The sequence below is a fragment of the Oryzisolibacter sp. LB2S genome (genome assembly GCF_040732315.1).
In the GTDB taxonomy this organism is placed as follows: domain Bacteria; phylum Pseudomonadota; class Gammaproteobacteria; order Burkholderiales; family Burkholderiaceae_C; genus Alicycliphilus; species Alicycliphilus soli.
Map to the genome: position 1 here is coordinate 2,026,191 of NZ_CP160388.1, position 19,568 is coordinate 2,045,758.

Sequence of the window (19,568 nt, forward strand, 5' to 3'; positions counted from 1 at the left end):
ATGGCCTGGAACAAACCCCTGCCCCACCCCACCGAAATCTCCGCCCCCTACTGGGCCGGCCTGCAGGCGCACGAGGTGCGGCTGCAGCAATGCGACCAGGGCCACTGGCTGTTCTTCCCGCGCACGCATTGCCCGCATTGCGGCTCGCGCCAGCTGGCGTGGCGCAAGGTCAGCGGCCAGGGCCAGCTCTACAGCTACACCGTGGCACGCGTGCCCACGCTGCCCGAGTTCACGGACGAGATGCCGCAGCTCCTGGCCGTGGTCGAGCTCGACGAGGGCGTGCACATCAACACCACGCTGGTCGGTGCCGCGCCCGAGCAGCTGCGCGTGGGCCAGCGCCTGCGCCCGGTGTTCGACGAGCGCCCCGGCGACGCCACGCTGCTGCGCTTTGCGCCCGTGGAGTCCAAGCACCCCGACGTCATCAAGGGCGACGCAGCCCAGGATGCCGAGCCCGCCGCACCGGCAGCGCCCGCACAGAACCTGCCGAAGATCGACTGCAAGGACCTGGACGCCATGCGCGCCCTGGTGTCGGAGAGCTATTCCGACTGGTCCAACGAGATCACCGTGACACAGGAGCTCATCGACCAGTTCGCGCAGCTCTCGGGCGACGACTACTGGATACACACCGACCCCGAGCGCGCACGGCGCGAAAGCCCCTTCGGCACCACCATCGCTCATGGCGCGCTGGTGCAGGTGCTGATCAGCCGCCTCAAGCTCCCCATGGCGTTCGAGGTCACGGGCTTCAACAACATGGTCAACTACGGCTCGGACCGGCTGCGCTTTCCGTCGCCCGTTCCGTCCGGCTGCCGCATCCGCGCGCGCTACCGCATCAAGGCCGTGGAGCAGGTCAAGAGCGGCACGCAGGTGACCATGGAGATCAACATCCACGTCGTCGGCCAGGACAGGCCCTCGGTCATCAACGACCTGGTCATGCTCTACATGTAAGAGCAGGCGCAAGCCGCGCTCGCCGTCCGTCAGCCCCCCACTGCGTCATCCCCGCCCCCGCGTCATCCCCGCGAAGGCGGGGATCCACTGCCGCCATGGGCCGGGCAACACCTGGATCCCCGCCTTCGCGGGGATGACGACCCCCTTTGAGCCAAGAGAAAGCCCTCACCGCATGAGCACATCCTCCACCCAACGCTCCCTGGTCACGCTCATGCTCGCGGCCAGCCTGGCCTCCACCATCGGTGGCCTGCCGTTCAACACCCTGCCGGTGCTGCTGGGCAGCCTCGCCGACAGCTTTCACCTCGCGCCCGCAGACGTGGGCCTGCTCGGCTCGGTCTGCTTTGCCGGTTACTTGATGGGCACGCTGGGCGCACCCATATGGATGAACCGGCTCAACTGGCGCTGGCTCACAGCGCTGAGCGCCGCCGCCACGGCCACCTGCTTTGCGCTGAGCGCGCAGGTGCAGGCGCTCCATCTCATGTATGTGGTCTGGGCGGCCATAGGCTTTTTTGCCTCCACCATGACCTGCCTGGGGATGCGCGTGCTCGTCGATCTGCCGCACAAGGAGCGCGCCTTCGGCGTGCGCCAGGGGGTGGAGCTCTCCGTCACCGCGGCCGCGCTGTTTGCGCTGCCGCCGCTGGTCATCGCGCGGTTTCACTACCCCGGCGCGGCCTGGGCGCTGGCGGCCCTGGTGGCCGTGCTGGGCCTGTCGGCATGGGGCGTGCCGCGCGGCGCCCAGGGCCAGAACGACGCCGACACGCCGACCGGCCGCATGCCCGCGGCCGCCTGGGCGGCGCTGGCCGTGTTCTGGCTGTTCCTGGTCGGCAACATCGGCCTGTGGGCATTCCTGGAGCGCATCGGCGTGGCACTCAAGGTGGGCGCGGGCGAGATGGGCCTGGTGTTCGCCGTGCTCAAGCTCCTGGGCAGCGTGGCGGCCTTCTTCGTCGCCGCGCTGGGCGCGCGCGTGGCGGCGGGCACCGCCTGGGCGCTGACGCTGGCCGGCCTGGCGGGGGGCCTGGCCCTGCTGGCCACGGCCCAGGGCTTTGTGCCCTATGCGGCCGGTGCCTGGCTGTGGGAATTTGCCTTCACCTGCGGCTGCGTGCTGCAGACCGCCCACATCGCCCGCAGCGACGCCAGCGGCCGCGCCGTGGTGCTGGTGCCCGCGGCCTTTGCCCTGGGCTCCATGGTAGGTCCCGGCCTGGCCGGCAGGCTCATGGGCGCCGATGGCGCCTACGGCCAGGTGCTGGTGCTGGCCCTGTTGTCATCCTGCGTGCCCGTCGCGGTGCGCTGGCTGCGGCCCATGCGCCGGCCGCAGATGGCGTGAGTTCAAGCGATTTTCGGGGTTTGCGCATGACTGGCAAGCGCAGACAGCTATCAGTTTTGTAGTGTCGCTTCCCATGTGCAGCGCGGGCCTGCCCCTGGACCCCGGCCTTCGCCGGGGTGACGGTTCTGGTTTTGCGGCCTGATGCACAACCAGGGTGACGGGCGGCATCCAACACCCCGTCTCACCACAACAAAAAAAAAGCGCCGGGGCAGCAAGCCACCCCGGCGCCTCTGGGGAGCAAGGCCGACGTCAGGCGACGTTCAGCCCACGCGCACGCGCCATGGTGATGGCCGTGTCCTCGATCATGTCCTCCTGGCCGCCGACCATGCCGCGCCGGCCCAGCTCCAGCAGCAGCTCGCGCGCGGGCACGCCGTACTTCTTCTCGGCGCGCTTGGCAAACAGCAGGAAGCTGCCGTACACCCCGGCGTAGCCCAGGGTGAGCGCGTCGCGGTCGATGCGAATCGGGAAGTCCATCAGCGGCACCACCAGGTCCTCGGCCACGTCCTGGATCTTCCAGACATCCACGCCGGTTTGAATGCCCATGCGGTCGAGCACGGCCACCAGCACCTCCATGGGCGTGTTGCCCGCGCCCGCGCCCAGGCCCGCGGCCGCGGCGTCGATGCGGTTGGCGCCGGCCTCAATCGCCGCCACGCTGTTGGCCACGCCCATGGCCAGGTTGTGGTGGCCATGAAAGCCCAGCTCCGTCTCGGGCTTGAGCGCTGCACGCACGGCGGCGATGCGCTCCTTGACCTGGTCGGGCAGCAGGTAGCCGGCCGAGTCGGTGACGTAGATGCAGTTGGCGCCGTAGCCTTCCATCAGCTTGGCCTGTTTCACCAGGCCCTCGGCGTTGTTCATGTGCGCCATCATGAGGAAGCCGACGGTGTCCATGTTCAGCTTGCGGGCCATGGTGATGTGCTGCTCGGAGACGTCCGCCTCGGTGCAGTGCGTGGCCACGCGGATGGTGGCGACGCCGAGCTCGTGGGCCATCTTGAGGTGATCCACGGTGCCTATGCCCGGCAGCAGCAGGGCCGAGACCTTGGCCTGCTTCATCAGCGGAATCACGGCGCCCAGGTATTCCTCGTCGCTGTGGGCCGGAAAGCCGTAGTTGACCGAGCTGCCGCCCAGGCCGTCGCCGTGGGTGACCTCGATCAGCGGCATGCCCGCTTGGTCGAGGCCCTGGGCCACGGACTTCATTTGCTCGAGCGTCATGAGGTGGCGCTTGGGGTGCATGCCGTCGCGCAGCGTCATGTCGTGCAGGGTGATTGTCTTTGTCATGGTGTGTGTCCTTGCTCAGGCGGCTTGCAGGGTGAGCTTGCCGGCGAGGATTTCCTCGGCAAACATCTCGGCGGTGCGGGCGGCGGCGGCCGTCATGATGTCCAGGTTGCCGGCGTACTTGGGCAGGTAGTCGCCCAGGCCTTCGACCTCCAGGTACACGCTGACGCGCTGGCCGTCGAACACCGGGCCGTTGACGAGTTTGTAGCCGGGCACGTATTTCTGCACCTCACGCAGCATGGCGTGAATGCTCTCGGTGATGGCGGCCTGGTCGGGCTCGCCCTCGACCAGGCAGTGCACGGTGTCGCGCATGATGAGCGGGGGCTCGGCCGGGTTGATGATGATGATGGCCTTGCCCTTTTTGGCGCCGCCCACGCGCTCGATGGCGCCGGCCGTGGTGCGGGTGAATTCGTCGATGTTCTTCCTGGTGCCGGGGCCGGCCGAGCGGCTCGATACCGTGGCGACGATTTCGGCGTAGGAGACGGCCTGCACGCGCGAGACGGCCGCCACCATAGGGATGGTGGCCTGGCCGCCGCAGGTGACCATGTTGACGTTCATCTCGCGCCGGCCCACATGTTCGGGCAGGTTCACCGGCGGCACGCAGTAGGGGCCGATGGCCGCGGGCGTGAGGTCGATCATCATCGCGCCCTGTTCGTTGACCTTGCGCGAGTTCTCGGCGTGCACGTAGGCGCTGGTGGCGTCGAAGACGATTTGCACGCCGTCCGCCTTCATGTGGGGCACGAGGCCGTCCACGCCTTCATGCGTGGTCTTGATGCCCATCTCGCGCGCGCGCTTCAAGCCATCCGACTCGGGGTCTATGCCCACCATCCATACGGGCTCGAGCACGGGGCTTCTCTGCAGCTTGGCCAGCAGGTCGGTGCCGATGTTGCCCGGGCCTATCAGGGCGCATTTGATCTTGCGGGTCATGAATTTCCTTTCTGTGTCATTCGGTGAAGGCGATGGAGCATTCGCCCAGGCCCTCTATGGCCATGGTGAAGCGGTCACCCGCCTGCGCGGGCACGAGCGGCGCGAGCGAGCCCGACAGGATCAGCTCGCCCGCCTTGAACGGGATGCCGAAGGCCCCCAGGGTGTTGGCCAGCCAAGCCACGGCCTCGGCCGGATGGCCCTGCACGGCGCTGCCCAGGCCGCTGCCCGCGGGCGCGCCGTTCTTCCACATCTGCATGGAGGCGGCGGCCAGGTCCAGGCTGCGCGGGTCGGTGTGCTGGCGGCCCACGACGAAGACGCCGCAGGAGGCGTTGTCGGCCACGGTGTCCTGGATCTTGATCTTCCAGTCGTTGATGCGCGAATCGACGATCTCGAAGCAGGGCGCGACCCAGGCCGTGGCGGCCATGACGTCGTCGCGCGTCACGCCCGGGCCCTGGAGGTCGCTTTTGAGCATGAAGGCGATCTCGCCCTCGGCGCGCGGCTGGATCAGGCCGGCCGCGGACAGCGACACGCTGGCGCCATCCTCGTACTGCATGCGGTCGGTGAGGAAGCCAAAGTCCGGCTGGTGCACGCCCAGCATGTCCTGCACGGGCTTGGAGGTCACGCCTATCTTCTTGCCGATGACGCGCTCGCCGTCCTGCTCGCGCCGCGCCAGAAAGCGCAGCGAGATGCGGTAGGCGTCCTCCACGGTCAGATCATGCTGGTCGCTCAAGGGCGCCAGCGTGCGGCGTGCGCGCAGTGCCTCGTACAGCGCGTCGCCCAGTTGTTCGGTCAATGTCGTGGTCATGGGCTCAGCCGTTCTTCAAGAAGTCGATACAGGCGCGGTTGAACATGTCGCGGTGCTCCACCTGCACCCAGTGGCCGCAGCGGTTGAGGAGCACCATGCGCGCCTGGGGGCAGTTCTCCACGAGCTTGTTCGTGCCGCTCACGGGGTTGAACTGGTCGTTCACGCCCCAGAAGCCGAACACCGGGCATTTGAGCTCGTGCAGGCGAGCCGTCATGTTGGGCACCTTGAGGATGGAGCGCGCGGCCTGGGTCTGCGTCGCGGCAATCGGGGCGCGCTCGTTGATGATCTCCTCGGTCAGCAGCGAGGGGTCGTAGAGCTGCATGCTCATCACGTCACGCATGGCCTCGGGGCCGGTCTTGCCCGACTGGTAGATCTTGAACATGTTGGCGATGCCGGGCATGGCGAGATACGTCTCCAGGTCTTCCACGCCGCCCGGGGCCATGAGGATCAGGCGCTTGACCTCGTCGGGATAGGCCAGCGCATAGCCGAGGGCCACGGCGCCACCGAGCGAATTGCCCAGCAGCGTGATGTTCTTGAGGCCCAGGGCATCGACCAGGCCCTTGACGCCCGCGACGAAGAAATCCAGGTCGTACTGCGCGATGTCGGGCTTGCTCGACAGGCCATAGCCCAGCAGGTCGGGCACGATGCTGCGGTAGCCCGCCTCGGCGAACACCGGGTAGTTGCCCTTGAAGTTGCTGTAGCCGCTGGCGCCACCGCCCGCACCGTGCAGGAAGATCACGACCTCGCCCTCGCCCTGGTCGTGGTAGTGGATGGTCTGGGCGCTGCCGGCGACGGGGGCGATCTCGGCAAACTTGCCGACGGGGATGGGGCTGTTCTGTGTCATGGGAATCCTTGGTCGGGGAAGGGGTTGCAATACATCAGGAGGAAGAGGATGGGGCGGAGGCCGTCCACAGCTTGGGCAGGCCGGGATCGGTGGCACGGATGAACTGCTTGAGCAGGTTGCGCAGCAGCGCCGCCTCTGCCTCTCCGAGCTGCTCCAGCACATCGGCCTCCTCGGCCTTGGCAGCGGCGATTACATGCAGTATCGAATCGCGGCCTGACGCAGTCAGGGTATACGCTGCATGCTCGTCTTTTTGAAGCAAATCGCGGTCGCACAGCTGCTGCAGCAGTACGGCGCCCACATCGATGCCGGTGTAGGCAATGTGCTCGGCAATGTCGGCACCCGCCATGGCGTCGCGCACGCTCAGGAGCGAGAGCACGAAAAAGTCCGCATCGGACAGGCCGCGCTCGTTGAGCAGCGCGCGGATGCCGCCCAGGAACTGGTAATGCGCGCGACCCAGCAGATAGCCGAGCAGGTTCTCCGAATACAGGCTGGCGGCCGTGTCGGCCTGCGCCTCGGTGGAGACGGCCTGCGCCTTGCGCGAGGCCAGCGCATACTGGCCCGTGACGTAGAGCAGCGGCGGGCGCTGGCTGCGGTCGTACTGCAGCACCTCGCCCACGAAGATGATGTGGTCACCCCCGTCGTACTGGAACATGGTCTTGCACTGAAAGCGCGCGCTGCAGTCGGGCAGCAGGGGGGCGTCGCTCACACCCTGTTCGAGCTGCTGCTGGCCAAATTTGTCCTCGCCCGCGCGTGCAAACAGGTTGGACAGCGCCTCCTGCTCCTGCGACAGGATGTGCACGTTCCAGTGCTGCCCGGTGGTGAAGGCATCCCGGCTGCGCGCGTTCTTGGCCAGGCTCCAGAGCACCAGCGGCGGGTCGATGGAGACGGAGTTGAAACTGTTGGCGGTCACGCCCACGGGCGATCCGTCGGCAGCGCGCGTGGTGACGATGGTGACGCCGGTGGCAAACATGCCCAGCGCCTGGCGAAAGTCCCTGGGGTCGAATTTCTGTGCTGTTTCCATATGCGCTCCTTGACCAATGCCAACGCAGCATGCGCCCTATGGCAAGCGCGCGAATCCTCCACTTGGACTAGCCGCGGCAAACCGGGATTTCCGGGGTGATTTCCGTTAGTCCGTACGGACGATGAACAAAGCCCGCCATGCGCGGACGATGCGGGCACACCATGGCAATGCTGGGTTGCCGTGGCACCACCCACCTGGAGACATCCGCATGAGCAACGCCCAAGACGACTACCTGACCCATGACGCACTGACCCTGATCGACCGCGCCCGCGCGCTCGTGCCCATGCTGGCCGAGCGCGCCTACGCCGCCGACCGCGACGGCCGCGTGCTGCCCGAGACCATCAAGGCGATCGCCGACGCCGGGCTGTACCGCGTGCTGCAGGCCAAGCGCTTCGGCGGCTACGAGCTCGACCCGCGCGTCTTCTACACCATCCAGATGACACTGGCCGAGGGCTGCATGTCCACCGCCTGGATGTATGGCGTGCTGGGCGTTCACCCCTGGCAGCTGGCGCTGTTCCCCGAGCAGGCCCAGCAGGACGTCTGGGCCAAGGACACGGGCACGCGCATTGCCTCCACCTACATGCCCACGGGCAAGGCCACGCCCGTCGAGGGCGGCTACCGCTTCAGCGGCCGCTGGGGCTTTTCCACGGGCTCCGAGCATTGCGACTGGGTCTTCCTGGGCGGCCTGCTGCCCAAGAAGGATGGCTCGGGCCAGCTCGAGCACACCACCTTCCTGGTGCCGAAGTCGGACTACCGCATCGAGCAAAACTGGGACGTGATCGGCCTGCGCGGCACGGGTAGCCACGACATCGTGGTCGAGGACGTGTTCGTTCCCGAATACCGCACCCAGCGCACCAACGACCACAGCGACGCCGGCTGCCCCGGCCGCGAGACCAACCCCGGCTGGCTCTACCGCATTCCGTTCACCCAGGTGTTCCAGCGCGCAGTGTCATCCTCGTGCATAGGCGCGCTCGACGGCGCGATCGAGAGCTTCCGCCAGCGCTCGCTCGCGCACATCGGCAAGCATGGCATCAAGATGGCCGAGGACGTGAACGCCCAGCAGGCCGTGACCGAGGCCATGATGGCCAGCGATCAGCTCAAGCTGGTGCTGTTTCGCAACTACGCGCGCATCGTGCACTGCGCCAAGACGGGCGAGAAGATGCCCGTGGAAGAGCGTCTGCTGCAGCGCGCCCAGGCCGCCAGCGTGCCCAAGGTCACGTTCGACTGCGTCAACGAGCTGCTGCGCGCCTGCGCCGCATCCGGCACCTTCAAGACCAACCCGATCGAGCGCGTGCTGCGCGACATCGCCACCGGCCGCGGCCATATCGCCAACAACACCGACGCCTATGTGCGCGCCCATGGCGCGGTGATGCTGGGCCTGCCCAATTCGGATCCGTATATCTGAGCCCGGACACGCCGCTGGCAATACCTCCCTCTCCCGCAAGCGGGAGAGGGTCGGGGTGAGGGTGCTGGACCGGAGCCAAGCCACGTGCAAACGCCCCTCACCCCCGCCCTCTCCCCCGCGGGGAGAGGGAGTTGGGGAACCTGCCCCAAGAGAACCAACGCAAGGAGACATGGTGGAACAGAACGAATATGACGTCGTCGTGGTCGGCTCGGGCGCCGGTGCGCTGCTGGCCGCGATCCGCGCGACGGACCAGGGGCTGAAAACCCTGGTGGTGGAAAAAATGCCCCTGGTGGGCGGCACCTCGGCCATCAGCGGTGGCGGCATCTGGATTCCCGACAACCACGACATGCCGAAGGCCGGCCTGCGCGACAGCGTGCAGGCGGCGTTCAAGTACGTGAAGACCTGCGCGCGCGGCCTGGCGAGCGACGACCGCATCCTGGCCTATGTGGAGACGGCGCGCCACATGGCGCGCTACCTGGGCGAGATCGGCGTGCCCTACCGCTGCGTGCCCTCCTACGCCGACTACTACCCCACGCTCGAGGGCGCCATGCCCGGCGGGCGCACCATGGACCCGCTGGACTTCAATGCCGCCCAGCTCGGCGTGAAGGACCTGGAGCTGCTGCGCCCCACCAGCCCGGGCCAGCTGATCCTGGGCCGCATGCACATCAACGCCTTCGAGGCGCGCACCATGCTGGCGCGCGAGCGCAAGGCCAAGTTTGTGCTGATGTGGATGATGGCGCGCTACTTCCTCGACTACCCCTGGCGCAGCAAGACCAAGCGTGACAGGCGCCTGACCGGCGGCCAGGCGCTCGTGGGCGGCCTGTTCACGGCGCTGCGCAAGCGCGGCATCACGCTGTGGCTGGAGTCCCCCCTGCAGTCGCTGACCGAGAAGGACGGACGCGTGACCGGCGTGGTGGTGCGCCGCAATGGCCAGGACGTCACGGTGACCGCGCGCCGCGCCGTCGTGCTGGGCGCGGGCGGCTTCGAGCGCAACCAGCAGATGCGCGAGCAATACCTGCCCCAGCCGACCAACCAGGCCTGGGTGGCCACCCCGCCCGAGGGCAATACCGGCGACGCCATCCGCGCCGGTGCCGCCGTGGGCGGCGCGCTGCACCTCATGGCCCACACCTGGGGCGCGCCCACCATCTTCGTGCCCAACGAGGAAAAGCACCGCGCCATGTTCGTCGAGCGCTCCATGCCGGGCTGCATGGTGGTGAACGCGCGCGGCGAGCGCTTTCTGAACGAGTCGGGCCCCTACCCCGAGTTCCAGCAGGCCATGTACGCCAACCACGCCAAGACCGGCGGAGCCGTGCCGGCCTGGATCGTGTTCGACGCCACCTTCCGCGCCAACTACCCCATCGGCCCCATCATGCCCGGCATGGCCGTGCCCGACAGCAAGCTGCGCAAGAGCTGGCTGAACACCGTGTACTGGAAGGCCGACACCCTCGAAGACCTGGCGCGGCAGATCGGCGTCGACCCCCAGGGCCTGGTGGCCAGTGCCCAACGCATGACCGAGTTCGCCAAGACCGGCAAGGACCTGGATTTTGGCCGTGGCGACAACGTGTTCGACCGCTACTACGGCGACGTCAACGTCAAGCCCAACCCCAACCTCGCGCCCATCGAGAAGGGTCCGTTCTACGCCATGCGGCTCTACCCCGGCGACATCGGCACCAAGGGCGGCCTGCTCACCGACCGCGACGCGCGCGTGCTCGGCGAGGACGGCCAGCCCATAGCGGGCCTGTACTGCGTGGGCAACAACAGCGCCTCGGTCATGGGGCCGTCCTACCCCGGCGCGGGCTCGACCCTGGGCCCGTCCATGACCTTTGCCTTCCGCGCCGTCGCCCACATCACGGGCCAGCCGATTGCGCTGGAGCACACCGAGCTGCTCGAACGCGCTGCGCTCGCGGAGCCGGCATGAACACATTCGACCACAAGGACATATCACATGGGACAAGTTGAGAACAAGGTCGCCCTGGTCACCGGTGGTGCCAGCGGCGTGGGTCGTGAAGTGGTGCTGCTCATGGTGCGTGAGGGCGCGCGCGTGGTCATCAGCGACGTGAACGAGGCCGCGGGCCAGGCGCTGGCCGCGGAGTGCGGCGAGCGCGCCGTCTTCGTGCGCCACGACGTGACGCAGGAGGCCGACTGGCAGGCCGCCGTCGCGCTCGCCCAGCAGCGCTTTGGCGCGCTCGACATATTGGTGAACAACGCCGGCATCCTGATCCCCGGCAATGTGGAGACGGCGACGCTGGCGCAGTTCCAGCAGCTCATGCAGGTCAACGCGGCCTCGGTGTTCCTCGGCTGCCACTACGGCGTGGCGGCGATGAAGGAGCGCGGGGGCAGCATCGTCAACATGGCCTCGGTCTCGTCGTGGCTTCCGGTCGAGAACTACCTCGCCTACAGCGCCTCCAAGGCCGCCGTGGCCTCGATCACGCGTGGCACGGCGCTGTATTGCCGGAACCATGGCCTGGCGATCCGCATCAACTCGGTGCACCCGGACGGCATCTACACCCCGATGATGCAGGCCAGCGCCCCGGGCGTGCCTGCCAAGTTCCTGCTGTACGACCCCAAGAACAACCCCAAGGGCCGCGCCACCATGCCCGACAAGATCGCGCAGGTCATGGTGTTCCTCGCCAGCGACGCGGCCAGCGCCATCAACGGCGCCGAGATCCGCGCCGACAGCGCCATCCTCGGCATGGGACTCTGAATCATGACCACCACCCCCTCGCGCTATCACGCCCTCACGGTGCAGGCCGTGGTGGAGGAAACGCCGGATACCAAATCCCTGGTGTTTGCCGTGCCGCCCGAGCTCGCGCAGGCCTTCCGCTACAGGCCGGGCCAGTTCCTCACGCTGCGCCTGCCCGTGGGCGGACACTGGCTGCCGCGCTGCTACTCCATGTCCAGCGCGCCGGGGGTGGACGAGGCGCCGCGTGTGACCATCAAGCGCGTGCAGGACGGGCGCGGTTCCAACTGGGTCTGCGACAACGTGCGCGTGGGCGACAGCATCGAGGTCATGCCCCCTGCGGGCGTGTTCACGCCCAAGGCACTCGACGGCGACTTTCTGCTGCTCGCCGGTGGCAGCGGCATCACGCCGGTGTTCTCCATCCTGCGCAGCGCGCTGCAGGGCGGCAGCGGACGCATCACGCTGCTCTACGCCAACCGCGATGAGCGCTCGGTGATTTTCAAGAACGAGCTCAACGCCCTGGCCGCGGCCTACCCCACGCGCCTGACCGTGATCCACTGGCTCGACTCGGTGCAGGGCGTGCCCTCGGTGGCGCAGCTGGCCGAGCTCGCGCGCCACAGCCGCGGCGCACAGGCCTTCATCTGCGGCCCCGGCCCCTATATGGACGCCGCCGTGGCCGCGCTGCAGGCCGTGGAGATGCCGCAGGAGCGCATCCACGTGGAGCGCTTTGCCTCCCTGCCCGAGGAGGCCGACGCCGGCGCACCGGCACCTGCCGCCGCGCCCGTACCCGACGCGGTGGACGAGGCCGAGGTCGAGCTGCGCCTCGATGGCCAGACCTACCACCTGCGCTGCGCCGGCACCGAGACCCTGCTCGACGCCGCGCTGCGCGCCGGCATCAACGCGCCCTATTCCTGCCAGGCCGGCATGTGTGCCTCATGCATGTGCCAGGTCAAGGAGGGCAGCGTGCACCTGCGCCACAACGAGGCCCTGGACAAGAAGGACCTGGCCAAGGCCTGGACCCTGGCCTGCCAGTCCGTGCCCACCAGCAAGAAGCTGCGTATCCAGTTCCCCGAATAATCCCCCAAGCCCCATGTCCGCGCCCGCCACCCTACGCCCGTCCTCCTACCGGCCCGAACCCCATCCCGCCCACCTGCCGCCGCACCTGCCGGCGCTGATCCGCCGCGCCGCGGCGCAGCATGGCGCCAAGGCCGCCATCGTCGATGGCGACACCACGCTGAGCTATGCCCAGCTGCTGCAGGCCAGCGAGCAGGTCGCGCGCAGCCTCATCGCCCTGGGCATTGCAGCCGGCGACCGCGTGGCGCTGTGGGCGCCCAACCTGCACGAGTGGATCGTCGCGGCCTGCGGCGTGCATGCGGCGGGCGCCATTCTGGTGCCGCTCAACACGCGCATGAAGGGGGCGGAGGCCGCCGACATCCTCGAGCGCAGCGGCGCGCGCCTGCTGTTCTCCATCGGCGACTTCCTGAACCAGTACTACCCCGCCCTGCTGCAGAACTGCCGGCCCGCGACCCTGGCCCATGTGGTGGTGCTGCGCGGCACGACGCGCGCGGGCGTCAGCGGCCCGGGTGACCACGCCTGGGCGGACTTCCTCGCGCTCGGCCGGGATGTGCCCGCCGACGCCGTGCAGGCACGCGAGGCGGCCCTGACGCCGCAAAGCACGGCCGACCTGATGTTCACCTCGGGCACGACGGGCCGCCCCAAGGGCGTGATGGCCGCGCATGGGCCCACCATCCGCGCGTTCGACGAATGGTCGCGCGTGGTCGAGCTCGGTGAGGACGATCGCTACCTCATCGTCAACCCGTTCTTTCACACCTTTGGCTACAAGGCAGGCTGGGTCGCGGCCTTTGTGCGCGGCGCCACGGTCTACCCCGAGCAGGTGTTCGACGCCGACGCCGTGCTCGGCCGCATCGCGCGCGACCGCATCAGCTTTCTGCCCGGCCCGCCCACGCTGTTCCTGACCATGCTGGCCCACCCCCAGCTCAAGAGCTACGACCTGTCCTCGCTGCGCTCCTCGGTCACGGGCGCGGCCACCGTGCCGCCCGTGCTCATCGAGCGCATGCGCGGCGAGCTCGGCATCGCCAACGTCACCACCGCCTACGGCCTCACGGAATGCGGCGGCTGCGCCACGCTGTGCGAGCCCAGCGACAGCGCCGAGACCGTGGCCAGCACCTGTGGCCACGCCCTGCCCGGCACCGAGGTGCGCTGCGTCGACGACCAGGGCCGCGACGTACCCGCGGGCGAGGCCGGTGAGGTGCTGCTGCGCGGCTACCACGTGATGCAGGGCTACTTCGAGGACGAGGCCGCCACGCGCGAGGCCATAGACGCGGACGGCTGGCTGCACACGGGCGACGTGGGCGTGCTGGACGCGCGCGGCTACCTGCGCATCACCGACCGGCTCAAGGACATGTTCATCGTCGGCGGCTTCAACTGCTACCCGGCGGAGATAGAGCGCCTGCTCTCGGCCCACCCCGACATCGCCCAGGTGGCCGTGGTCGGCGTGCCCGACGAGCGCATGGGCGAGGTCGGCTGCGCCTGCGTCATCACGCGCAGCGGCCAGCCCATGGACCCGCAGGCCCTGATCGCCTGGGCGCGCGCCCACATGGCCAACTACAAGGTCCCGCGCCATGTGCTGAGCTTTTCGCAGTTCCCGGTCAACGCCTCGAACAAGGTGGTCAAGCGCGAGCTGCAGCAGCAGGCACGCGCGCAATGCCAGACCAGCCAGACCGCGTAGGCCTGGAAAACTTCAAGCCAAAACAGCCTCCAGCACCCGCCAGTCAAGCGTAGACAGCTATTCAATCAATAGCATCCACAGCACGGGCAGGCGAGACACCAGAGGAGACAGACATGCGATTGCACGACAGAGTGGCCCTGATCACCGGCGCCGCGGCCGGCATAGGCGCCGGAGTGGCGCGGCGCTTTGCGCGCGAGGGCGCGAGCCTGTGGCTGTGCGACATCGACGGCGCCGCCTGCGCGGCGCTGGCCGACGCGCTGCACCACAGCCATGGCGTGGCGGTGCAGACCAGCGCCTGCGACGTGACCGTCCAGGACCAGGTGCTGGCCACGGTGCAGGCCGCCATTGCCCACTTTGGCCGCGTTGACATCCTGGTCAACAACGCCTGGGGTCGGCGCCCCGGCCAGCGCGGCTATGCCGCGGTGCAGGACCTGCAGACCGAGGACGTCGACTGGGCCATGGACATGGCGCCCAAGGCCGCACTGTGGGCCATGCAGGCCGTCCAGCCCGGCATGCGCGCGCGCGGCTGGGGGCGCATCATCAACATGTGCTCGCTCAACGGCGTCAACGCCCACCCCTACACGGGTGACTACAACATGGCCAAGGAGGCGCTGCGCACGCTCACGCGCACGGCGGCGCGCGAATGGGCGGCCGACGGCATCTGCTGCAACGCCATCTGCCCCGGCGCCGCGACCGAGGCCTACCGCCAGTTCGCCAAGGCCAACCCCGACAACGCCGCCCAGCTGCTGCGCCTGAACCCCATGGGCCGCATGGGCGACCCCGAGAACGACATCGGCAGCGTGGCGCTGTTCCTGGCCAGCGACGATTGCCGCTACCTCACGGGCAACACCTTGTTCGTCGATGGCGGCAGCCACATCAACGGCGTGCCCTGGCTGCCCCAGACCAAGGCGTGACGCAACAACCGACCTCAACCGACAAGGGAATCCCCATGCCATTCACCCCACCAGGCAATGCAGGCGGCGTCGCCGTCGTCACCGGCGCCAGCCGCGGCGTAGGCCAGGGCATTGCCCAGGCGCTGGGCGCCGCGGGCATGACGGTGTACGTGACCGGGCGCAGCACCCGTGAGGGCGAGCGCCGGCTCGGCGACGCGCCGCTGCACGGCACCATCCACAGCAGCGCCGCCGCCGTCACGGCAGCCGGCGGGCGCGGCATTGCCGTGGCCTGCGACCATGGCGACGACGACCAGGTAGCCGCCCTGTTCGACCGCATCGCCGCCGAGCAGGGGCGCATCGACATCCTTGTGAACAACGCCCTGGCGATCGACGACAGCCTGATCGCGCCCGGCCCGTTCTGGCAAAAACCCCTGGCCCAGGCAGAGATGCTCAACGTCGGCCTGCGCTCGCACTATGTCGCGAGCTACCACGCCGCGCCGCTCTTGCTGGCCGCGGGGCGCGATGGCGGCGCGCTCGTGGTGTTCACCTCGTCGTTCGGCGCGGGCTGCTACATGCACGGCCCGGCCTACGGCGCGCAAAAGGCCGGCTGCGACAAGATGGCCTTTGACATGGCCGTGGACTTCGAGGGCCAGGGCGTGGCCGCGCTGTCGCTGTGGCTGGGTGTGCAGCGCACCGAGCGCACCGAGATCGCCGCGCGCGCGCGCAGCGACGCCTATGGCGACTTCATGGCACGCAGCGAAAGCCCACAGTTCGTCGGCCGCACCATCCATGCGCTCTGGCGCGACCCGCAGCTCGCGCAGCGCAGCGGCCAGACGCTGATCGTGGCCGAGCTCGCGCAGGAATACGGCCTGCGCGACGAGGGCGAGCGCAGCCCGCCGAGCTGGCGCGAGTTCCTCGGCGCGCCCCGCCCCTTCCACCCCGCCCGCGTGAGCTGAAGGATCTGCCATGGACATCGAACAACGCATCGCGCGCCTGGAGGCCCTGGAGGCCATACGCCAGCTCAAGCATCGCTACCTGAACGCCTGCGACCTGAAAGAAGTCGAGACGATTCGCGACTGCTTTGCCACCGGCCCCATCACCATCGACTACGGCCCGCTGGGCATCTACCACGACCGCGACAGCTTCATCGCGCTCTACCAAAGCCTGGCCTGCCAGCCGCGCGTGCGCGATAGCCACCATGGGGCCAACCCCGAGATTGAGCTGATCGACGCCGACAACGCGCGCGGCCGCTGGGCCCTGTCCTACTTCAACCTGGACGCCGACACCGGCGCCACGCGCCGCCTGGGCGTGATGTACCACGACGCCTACCGCCGCATCGCCGGCCGGTGGAAGATCGTCGCCACGCGCTCGACCATCCTGGCCGAGGTCGTGGGCCAGAACGGCTGAATGTCGACCGCGCGGCGCGGCGCAGGCCGCGCGCGGCCTTCAGGCGCAGGCGCCCTGGGCCCGCAGGCGGGCCAGGGCCTCGCCGTCCAGCCCGAGTTCGGCCAGCACCTCGTCGGTATGCTCGCCGCAGCGCGCGCCCAGCGACGGCGCCCTGGCCGGGGTGCGCGACAGGCGCGGCGCGGGCGCCGGCTGGCGCTGGCCCTCAACATCGACGAACAGGCCGCGCGCGGCGTTGTGCGGATGCTCGGCGGCCTCGGCCAGGCTCAGCACGGGCGCGAAGCAGACATCCGTACCCTCGAGCAGTGCCTGCCATTCGGCGCGGCTGCGCGACTTGATCCGCGCCGCGACCCGCTGCTTGAGCGCGGGCCAGCTGCGATGGTCGTACTGGCCGGCCGGGTTCACGTCGTCCAGGCCCAGGCGCCGGAGCAACTCGGCATAGAACTGCGGCTCGATCGCGCCCAGCGTGATGTGCTCGCGGTCGGCACATTCGAACACCTCGTAGAAGGGCGAGCTGTTGGCAAACAGGTTGCGCCGCGCGTCGTCGCTCCAGAAGCCGTTGAAGCGCATCTGGTGCACCAGGGTGCTCATGGCGGCCACGCCGTCGATCATGGCCGCATCCACCACCTGGCCCTTGCCCGAGGCCCTGGCCTCATGCAGGGCGCAGACCAGACCAAAGGCCAGAAACATCGCGCCGCCCGCCATGTCGCCGACGATGGTCGGGGGTACCACGGGCGCCTGACCTTCGCGGCGCGAGGTGGAGAGCACGCCGGTCAGCGCCACGTAATTGATGTCATGGCCGGCCGCCTGTGCCAGCGGGCCGCTCTGGCCCCAGCCGGTCACGCGGCCATAGACCAGGCTGGGCCGGCGCGCGGCCGCGGCCTCGGGGCCAAAGCCCAGGCGCTCCATCACGCCGGGGCGAAAACCCTCGATCAGCGCGTCGGCCGATGCGATCAGCGCCCATGCGGCATCGCGCCCGGCCTCGGACTTGAGATCCAGCGCCACCGAGCGCTTGCCCCGGTTCGTGGCCGCGCGCGGGTAGCGAGCGGCGGCGGCCGCCTGGTCCGCGCGGTCGATCACGATCACGTCGGCACCCATGTCGGCCAGCATCATGCCGGCGAACGGTCCGGGGCCTATGCCGGCGAACTCGATCACGCGCACACCATGCAAGGGGCCGCGCGAAGCTGGATGGGGGGAGGGGTCTGTCATGAGAGGAACCGGAGGAGGAGCGCCTGGCGCGCGATGGAGCAGATGCTGACGAGGCGCCCCGCTGCCCGCCTCCTCCGTTTGTAGTATGCGGGCCGCCCAGGGCGCAGAAATACTGCGCTCGCAGCATGTATTCACCTGGAGGCAACATGGCCACAGCCTCGTCCCCCGGCGCGTCCCCCAGCACATCAGGCCGCCGCACCGCCCGCGCCGTCAAGACCGCGTCCGACAAGGCCGCGCGCATGGAGCGCCATGCCTATCAGATATCGCACCTGATCGCGGGCTTCACCGTTCCCTTGATGAGAAACCTTTACCGCCAGTTCGATGGCGACATGGTGCAGATCATCGTGCTCGGCGAGATCTCGCTGCACAACGTCTCGCAGTTCTTCCGCAAGAGCGGCGCCGACGCACCGGAAAAGCTGCTCGACGACATGGAGCGCCGCGGCCAGCTCATGAGTCCGTGCAACGCGCTGTCCATCAGCCAGGCCACGGGAATCCCGCGCGAGACCGTGCGGCGCAAGGTGGCCCAGCTGATCGAGAAGGGCTGGCTCTACCGCGACGAACGCAAGCGCCTCGTGGTGCGCCAGGGGGTCAATGCCGGGTTCACCAAGCGCAACGCCGAGGCCGCGCGGGACATTCTCGAACTCGCGGCCAAGCTGCAGGCCCTGCTCGCGGCCGACGACGAGGAGCAGGACTGAAATGCACTTCGAACATGCGCCCGGGCCGCGCCGACCAAAGTACCCAAATTGGGTTTTCCCCTTCGCAGAACCGGCCGTTCTGCACCAGACTAGATCCCGCAATCGCGCCTGCGCGATGAATCGCCCCCATAGGCTCAAGGCCCACGCCCAGCCTTTGTGAAACCCAACCCCTGACTCGGGAACCTCAGATGGAAACCTACATTTTTGACCATGTGCGCACCCCGCGCGGCAAGGGCAAGCCCGACGGCAGCCTGCATGAAGTGACGCCCGTGTGGCTGGCCAGCCGGCCGCTGGTGGCGCTGCGCGAGCGCAATGGCCTGGACACGGCCGCTGTCGACGACGTGGTGCTGGGCTGCGTCGTGCCCGTGGGCGAGCAAGGCGGCAACATCGCCCGCATGGCCGTGCTGCAGGCCGACTATGACCAGTGCGTGCCGGCGCTGCAGCTCAATCGCTACTGCGGCTCGGGACTGGAGGCCGTGGCGTTTGCCGCCGCCAAGGTCATGGGCGGCCAGGCCGATCTGACCATAGGCGGCGGCATAGAGATGATGTCGCGCGTGCCCATGGGCGCCGACGGCGGCGCCTGGGCGCAGGACCCGCAGATGGCGTTCAAGACCCGCTTCGTGATGCAGGGCATCTCGGCCGACCTGCTCGCCGCGCTGCGCGGCCACAGCCGCGCCGACGTCGATGCCTACGCCGCCGAAAGCCACCGCCGCGCCGCCCAGGCCTGGGCCGAGGGGCGCTTCGACCGCTCGGTCGTGCCGGTCAAGGACTTCCTGGGCCTCACACTGCTCGAGCGCGACGAGACCGTGCGCCCGCAGACCAGCGCCGAATCGCTGGCCGAGCTCAAGCCCGCGTTCACCGAGATGGGCGAGAAATACGGCTACGACAGCGTGGCCATGCAGCGCTACCCGCAGGTCGAGAAGATCCAGCACATTCACCACGCGGGCAACAGCTCGGGCATCGTCGACGGCGCCGCCGCCGTGCTCGTGGGCAATGCCGAGGCCGGGCGCCGCATGGGCATCAAGCCGCGCGCGCGCATCGTCTCCTTCGCCGCCATCGGCTCCGAGCCCACGCTGATGCTCGACGGCCCGAGCCACGCGGCGCGCAAGGCGCTGGCGCGCGCCGGCATGCAGCCCTCCGACATCGACCTGTGGGAGCTCAACGAGGCCTTCGCCACCGTGGTGCTGACCATGATGGAAGAGCTGCACATTCCGCACGAGCGCATGAACGTCAACGGCGGCGCCATCGCCATGGGCCACCCGCTGGGCGCGACCGGCGCCATGATTCTGGGCACGGTCCTGGACGAGCTCGAGCGCACCGGCAAGAAGACCGCGCTCGTGTCCCTGTGCGTGGCCGCGGGCATGGGCTCGGCCATGATCATCGAACGCGTCTGAC

The 19,568-nt window shown here is 68.8% G+C and carries 18 protein-coding genes; 12 read left to right on the forward strand and 6 right to left on the reverse strand.

Going from position 1 to position 19,568, the window contains the following annotated elements; all coding sequences use genetic code 11:
• Together ABUE11_RS09570 and ABUE11_RS09575 are read left to right on the forward strand one after the other, a co-directional pair.
• Positions 1 to 945, forward strand: coding sequence for an OB-fold domain-containing protein (locus ABUE11_RS09570; protein ID WP_367065166.1), 945 nt, complete (start codon positions 1 to 3; stop codon positions 943 to 945).
• Between the two features lie 172 nt (positions 946 to 1,117).
• Positions 1,118 to 2,269, forward strand: a complete 1,152-nt coding sequence (locus ABUE11_RS09575; protein WP_367065167.1) for an MFS transporter — start codon at positions 1,118 to 1,120, stop codon at positions 2,267 to 2,269.
• A 249-nt stretch (positions 2,270 to 2,518) separates the two neighbouring features.
• On the opposite strand, the gene dmpG is transcribed toward ABUE11_RS09575, so the two are convergent.
• Genes dmpG through ABUE11_RS09600 form a run of 5 tightly spaced genes read right to left on the reverse strand, consistent with a single transcriptional unit; the run spans position 2,519 to position 7,138 of the window.
• Positions 2,519 to 3,544 (reverse strand): 4-hydroxy-2-oxovalerate aldolase, encoded by a 1,026-nt coding sequence (gene dmpG / locus ABUE11_RS09580; protein WP_367065168.1) that lies wholly within the window; start codon positions 3,542 to 3,544, stop codon positions 2,519 to 2,521.
• 15 nt (positions 3,545 to 3,559) lie between these two features.
• Positions 3,560 to 4,468 (reverse strand): acetaldehyde dehydrogenase (acetylating), encoded by a 909-nt coding sequence (locus tag ABUE11_RS09585; protein WP_367065169.1) that lies wholly within the window; start codon positions 4,466 to 4,468, stop codon positions 3,560 to 3,562.
• Between the two features lie 16 nt (positions 4,469 to 4,484).
• Positions 4,485 to 5,273, reverse strand: coding sequence for a fumarylacetoacetate hydrolase family protein (locus ABUE11_RS09590; protein ID WP_367065170.1), 789 nt, complete (start codon positions 5,271 to 5,273; stop codon positions 4,485 to 4,487).
• A gap of 4 nt (positions 5,274 to 5,277) precedes the next feature.
• Positions 5,278 to 6,117, reverse strand: a complete 840-nt coding sequence (locus ABUE11_RS09595; protein ID WP_367065171.1) for an alpha/beta hydrolase — start codon at positions 6,115 to 6,117, stop codon at positions 5,278 to 5,280.
• A 34-nt stretch (positions 6,118 to 6,151) separates the two neighbouring features.
• Complete coding sequence (locus ABUE11_RS09600; RefSeq protein ID WP_367065172.1) at positions 6,152 to 7,138, reverse strand: flavin reductase; 987 nt, start codon at positions 7,136 to 7,138, stop codon at positions 6,152 to 6,154.
• Positions 7,139 to 7,346: 208 nt separating this feature from the next.
• Between ABUE11_RS09600 and ABUE11_RS09605 the strand changes: the two genes are divergently transcribed.
• The 8 genes from ABUE11_RS09605 to ABUE11_RS09640 all read left to right on the forward strand — a co-directional run bounded on the left by ABUE11_RS09605 (position 7,347) and on the right by ABUE11_RS09640 (position 16,272).
• On the forward strand, positions 7,347 to 8,543 hold the full coding sequence (locus ABUE11_RS09605) for an acyl-CoA dehydrogenase family protein (protein WP_367065173.1): 1,197 nt from the start codon (positions 7,347 to 7,349) through the stop codon (positions 8,541 to 8,543).
• Positions 8,544 to 8,712: 169 nt separating this feature from the next.
• Positions 8,713 to 10,461 carry an FAD-binding protein gene (locus ABUE11_RS09610; RefSeq protein WP_367065174.1) on the forward strand — a complete coding sequence of 583 codons (1,749 nt, stop codon included), beginning with the start codon at positions 8,713 to 8,715 and terminating at the stop codon, positions 10,459 to 10,461.
• A 27-nt stretch (positions 10,462 to 10,488) separates the two neighbouring features.
• Positions 10,489 to 11,247 carry an SDR family oxidoreductase gene (locus ABUE11_RS09615; RefSeq protein ID WP_367065175.1) on the forward strand — a complete coding sequence of 253 codons (759 nt, stop codon included), beginning with the start codon at positions 10,489 to 10,491 and terminating at the stop codon, positions 11,245 to 11,247.
• Positions 11,248 to 11,250: 3 nt separating this feature from the next.
• On the forward strand, positions 11,251 to 12,300 hold the full coding sequence (locus tag ABUE11_RS09620; RefSeq protein ID WP_367065176.1) for a ferredoxin--NADP reductase: 1,050 nt from the start codon (positions 11,251 to 11,253) through the stop codon (positions 12,298 to 12,300).
• Positions 12,301 to 12,313: 13 nt separating this feature from the next.
• The gene (locus ABUE11_RS09625; protein WP_367065177.1) at positions 12,314 to 13,972 is read left to right on the forward strand and encodes a FadD3 family acyl-CoA ligase; all 1,659 of its coding nucleotides are present in this window, start codon (positions 12,314 to 12,316) and stop codon (positions 13,970 to 13,972) included.
• Positions 13,973 to 14,085: 113 nt separating this feature from the next.
• A complete protein-coding gene (locus ABUE11_RS09630) occupies positions 14,086 to 14,886 on the forward strand; it encodes an SDR family oxidoreductase (protein ID WP_367065178.1) in 801 nt (266 codons plus the stop codon).
• A 35-nt stretch (positions 14,887 to 14,921) separates the two neighbouring features.
• Positions 14,922 to 15,821: an SDR family NAD(P)-dependent oxidoreductase gene (locus ABUE11_RS09635; protein WP_367065179.1), complete on the forward strand. Its 900-nt coding sequence runs from the start codon at positions 14,922 to 14,924 to the stop codon at positions 15,819 to 15,821.
• Between the two features lie 10 nt (positions 15,822 to 15,831).
• Positions 15,832 to 16,272, forward strand: a complete 441-nt coding sequence (locus tag ABUE11_RS09640; protein ID WP_367065180.1) for a nuclear transport factor 2 family protein — start codon at positions 15,832 to 15,834, stop codon at positions 16,270 to 16,272.
• Positions 16,273 to 16,311: 39 nt separating this feature from the next.
• On the opposite strand, the gene ABUE11_RS09645 is transcribed toward ABUE11_RS09640, so the two are convergent.
• Positions 16,312 to 17,478 carry a CaiB/BaiF CoA-transferase family protein gene (locus ABUE11_RS09645; protein ID WP_367065181.1) on the reverse strand — a complete coding sequence of 389 codons (1,167 nt, stop codon included), beginning with the start codon at positions 17,476 to 17,478 and terminating at the stop codon, positions 16,312 to 16,314.
• Positions 17,479 to 17,624: 146 nt separating this feature from the next.
• Here ABUE11_RS09645 and ABUE11_RS09650 point away from each other — a divergent pair, with 146 nt between their 5' ends.
• Both ABUE11_RS09650 and ABUE11_RS09655 read left to right on the forward strand, forming a co-directional pair.
• Positions 17,625 to 18,173, forward strand: coding sequence for a hypothetical protein (locus ABUE11_RS09650; RefSeq protein ID WP_367065182.1), 549 nt, complete (start codon positions 17,625 to 17,627; stop codon positions 18,171 to 18,173).
• A 188-nt stretch (positions 18,174 to 18,361) separates the two neighbouring features.
• Positions 18,362 to 19,567 carry an acetyl-CoA C-acetyltransferase gene (locus ABUE11_RS09655; protein WP_367065183.1) on the forward strand — a complete coding sequence of 402 codons (1,206 nt, stop codon included), beginning with the start codon at positions 18,362 to 18,364 and terminating at the stop codon, positions 19,565 to 19,567.
• Position 19,568 lies beyond the last annotated feature (1 nt).

What these genes read in the sequence shown, in the direction of transcription:
- ABUE11_RS09575 (WP_367065167.1), top strand. Translation starts at nt 1,118, where the DNA reads ATGAGCACATCCTCCACCCAACGCTCCCTGGTCACGCTCATGCTCGCG.
- ABUE11_RS09655 (WP_367065183.1), top strand. Translation starts at nt 18,362, where the DNA reads ATGGAAACCTACATTTTTGACCATGTGCGCACCCCGCGCGGCAAGGGC.
- dmpG (WP_367065168.1), bottom strand. Translation starts at nt 3,544, where the DNA reads ATGACAAAGACAATCACCCTGCACGACATGACGCTGCGCGACGGCATG.
- ABUE11_RS09570 (WP_367065166.1), top strand. Translation starts at nt 1, where the DNA reads ATGGCCTGGAACAAACCCCTGCCCCACCCCACCGAAATCTCCGCCCCC.
- ABUE11_RS09615 (WP_367065175.1), top strand. Translation starts at nt 10,489, where the DNA reads ATGGGACAAGTTGAGAACAAGGTCGCCCTGGTCACCGGTGGTGCCAGC.
- ABUE11_RS09620 (WP_367065176.1), top strand. Translation starts at nt 11,251, where the DNA reads ATGACCACCACCCCCTCGCGCTATCACGCCCTCACGGTGCAGGCCGTG.
- ABUE11_RS09645 (WP_367065181.1), bottom strand. Translation starts at nt 17,478, where the DNA reads ATGACAGACCCCTCCCCCCATCCAGCTTCGCGCGGCCCCTTGCATGGT.
- ABUE11_RS09635 (WP_367065179.1), top strand. Translation starts at nt 14,922, where the DNA reads ATGCCATTCACCCCACCAGGCAATGCAGGCGGCGTCGCCGTCGTCACC.
- ABUE11_RS09610 (WP_367065174.1), top strand. Translation starts at nt 8,713, where the DNA reads ATGGTGGAACAGAACGAATATGACGTCGTCGTGGTCGGCTCGGGCGCC.
- ABUE11_RS09640 (WP_367065180.1), top strand. Translation starts at nt 15,832, where the DNA reads ATGGACATCGAACAACGCATCGCGCGCCTGGAGGCCCTGGAGGCCATA.
- ABUE11_RS09590 (WP_367065170.1), bottom strand. Translation starts at nt 5,273, where the DNA reads ATGACCACGACATTGACCGAACAACTGGGCGACGCGCTGTACGAGGCA.
- ABUE11_RS09605 (WP_367065173.1), top strand. Translation starts at nt 7,347, where the DNA reads ATGAGCAACGCCCAAGACGACTACCTGACCCATGACGCACTGACCCTG.
- ABUE11_RS09595 (WP_367065171.1), bottom strand. Translation starts at nt 6,117, where the DNA reads ATGACACAGAACAGCCCCATCCCCGTCGGCAAGTTTGCCGAGATCGCC.
- ABUE11_RS09600 (WP_367065172.1), bottom strand. Translation starts at nt 7,138, where the DNA reads ATGGAAACAGCACAGAAATTCGACCCCAGGGACTTTCGCCAGGCGCTG.
- ABUE11_RS09650 (WP_367065182.1), top strand. Translation starts at nt 17,625, where the DNA reads ATGGCCACAGCCTCGTCCCCCGGCGCGTCCCCCAGCACATCAGGCCGC.
- ABUE11_RS09585 (WP_367065169.1), bottom strand. Translation starts at nt 4,468, where the DNA reads ATGACCCGCAAGATCAAATGCGCCCTGATAGGCCCGGGCAACATCGGC.
- ABUE11_RS09625 (WP_367065177.1), top strand. Translation starts at nt 12,314, where the DNA reads ATGTCCGCGCCCGCCACCCTACGCCCGTCCTCCTACCGGCCCGAACCC.
- ABUE11_RS09630 (WP_367065178.1), top strand. Translation starts at nt 14,086, where the DNA reads ATGCGATTGCACGACAGAGTGGCCCTGATCACCGGCGCCGCGGCCGGC.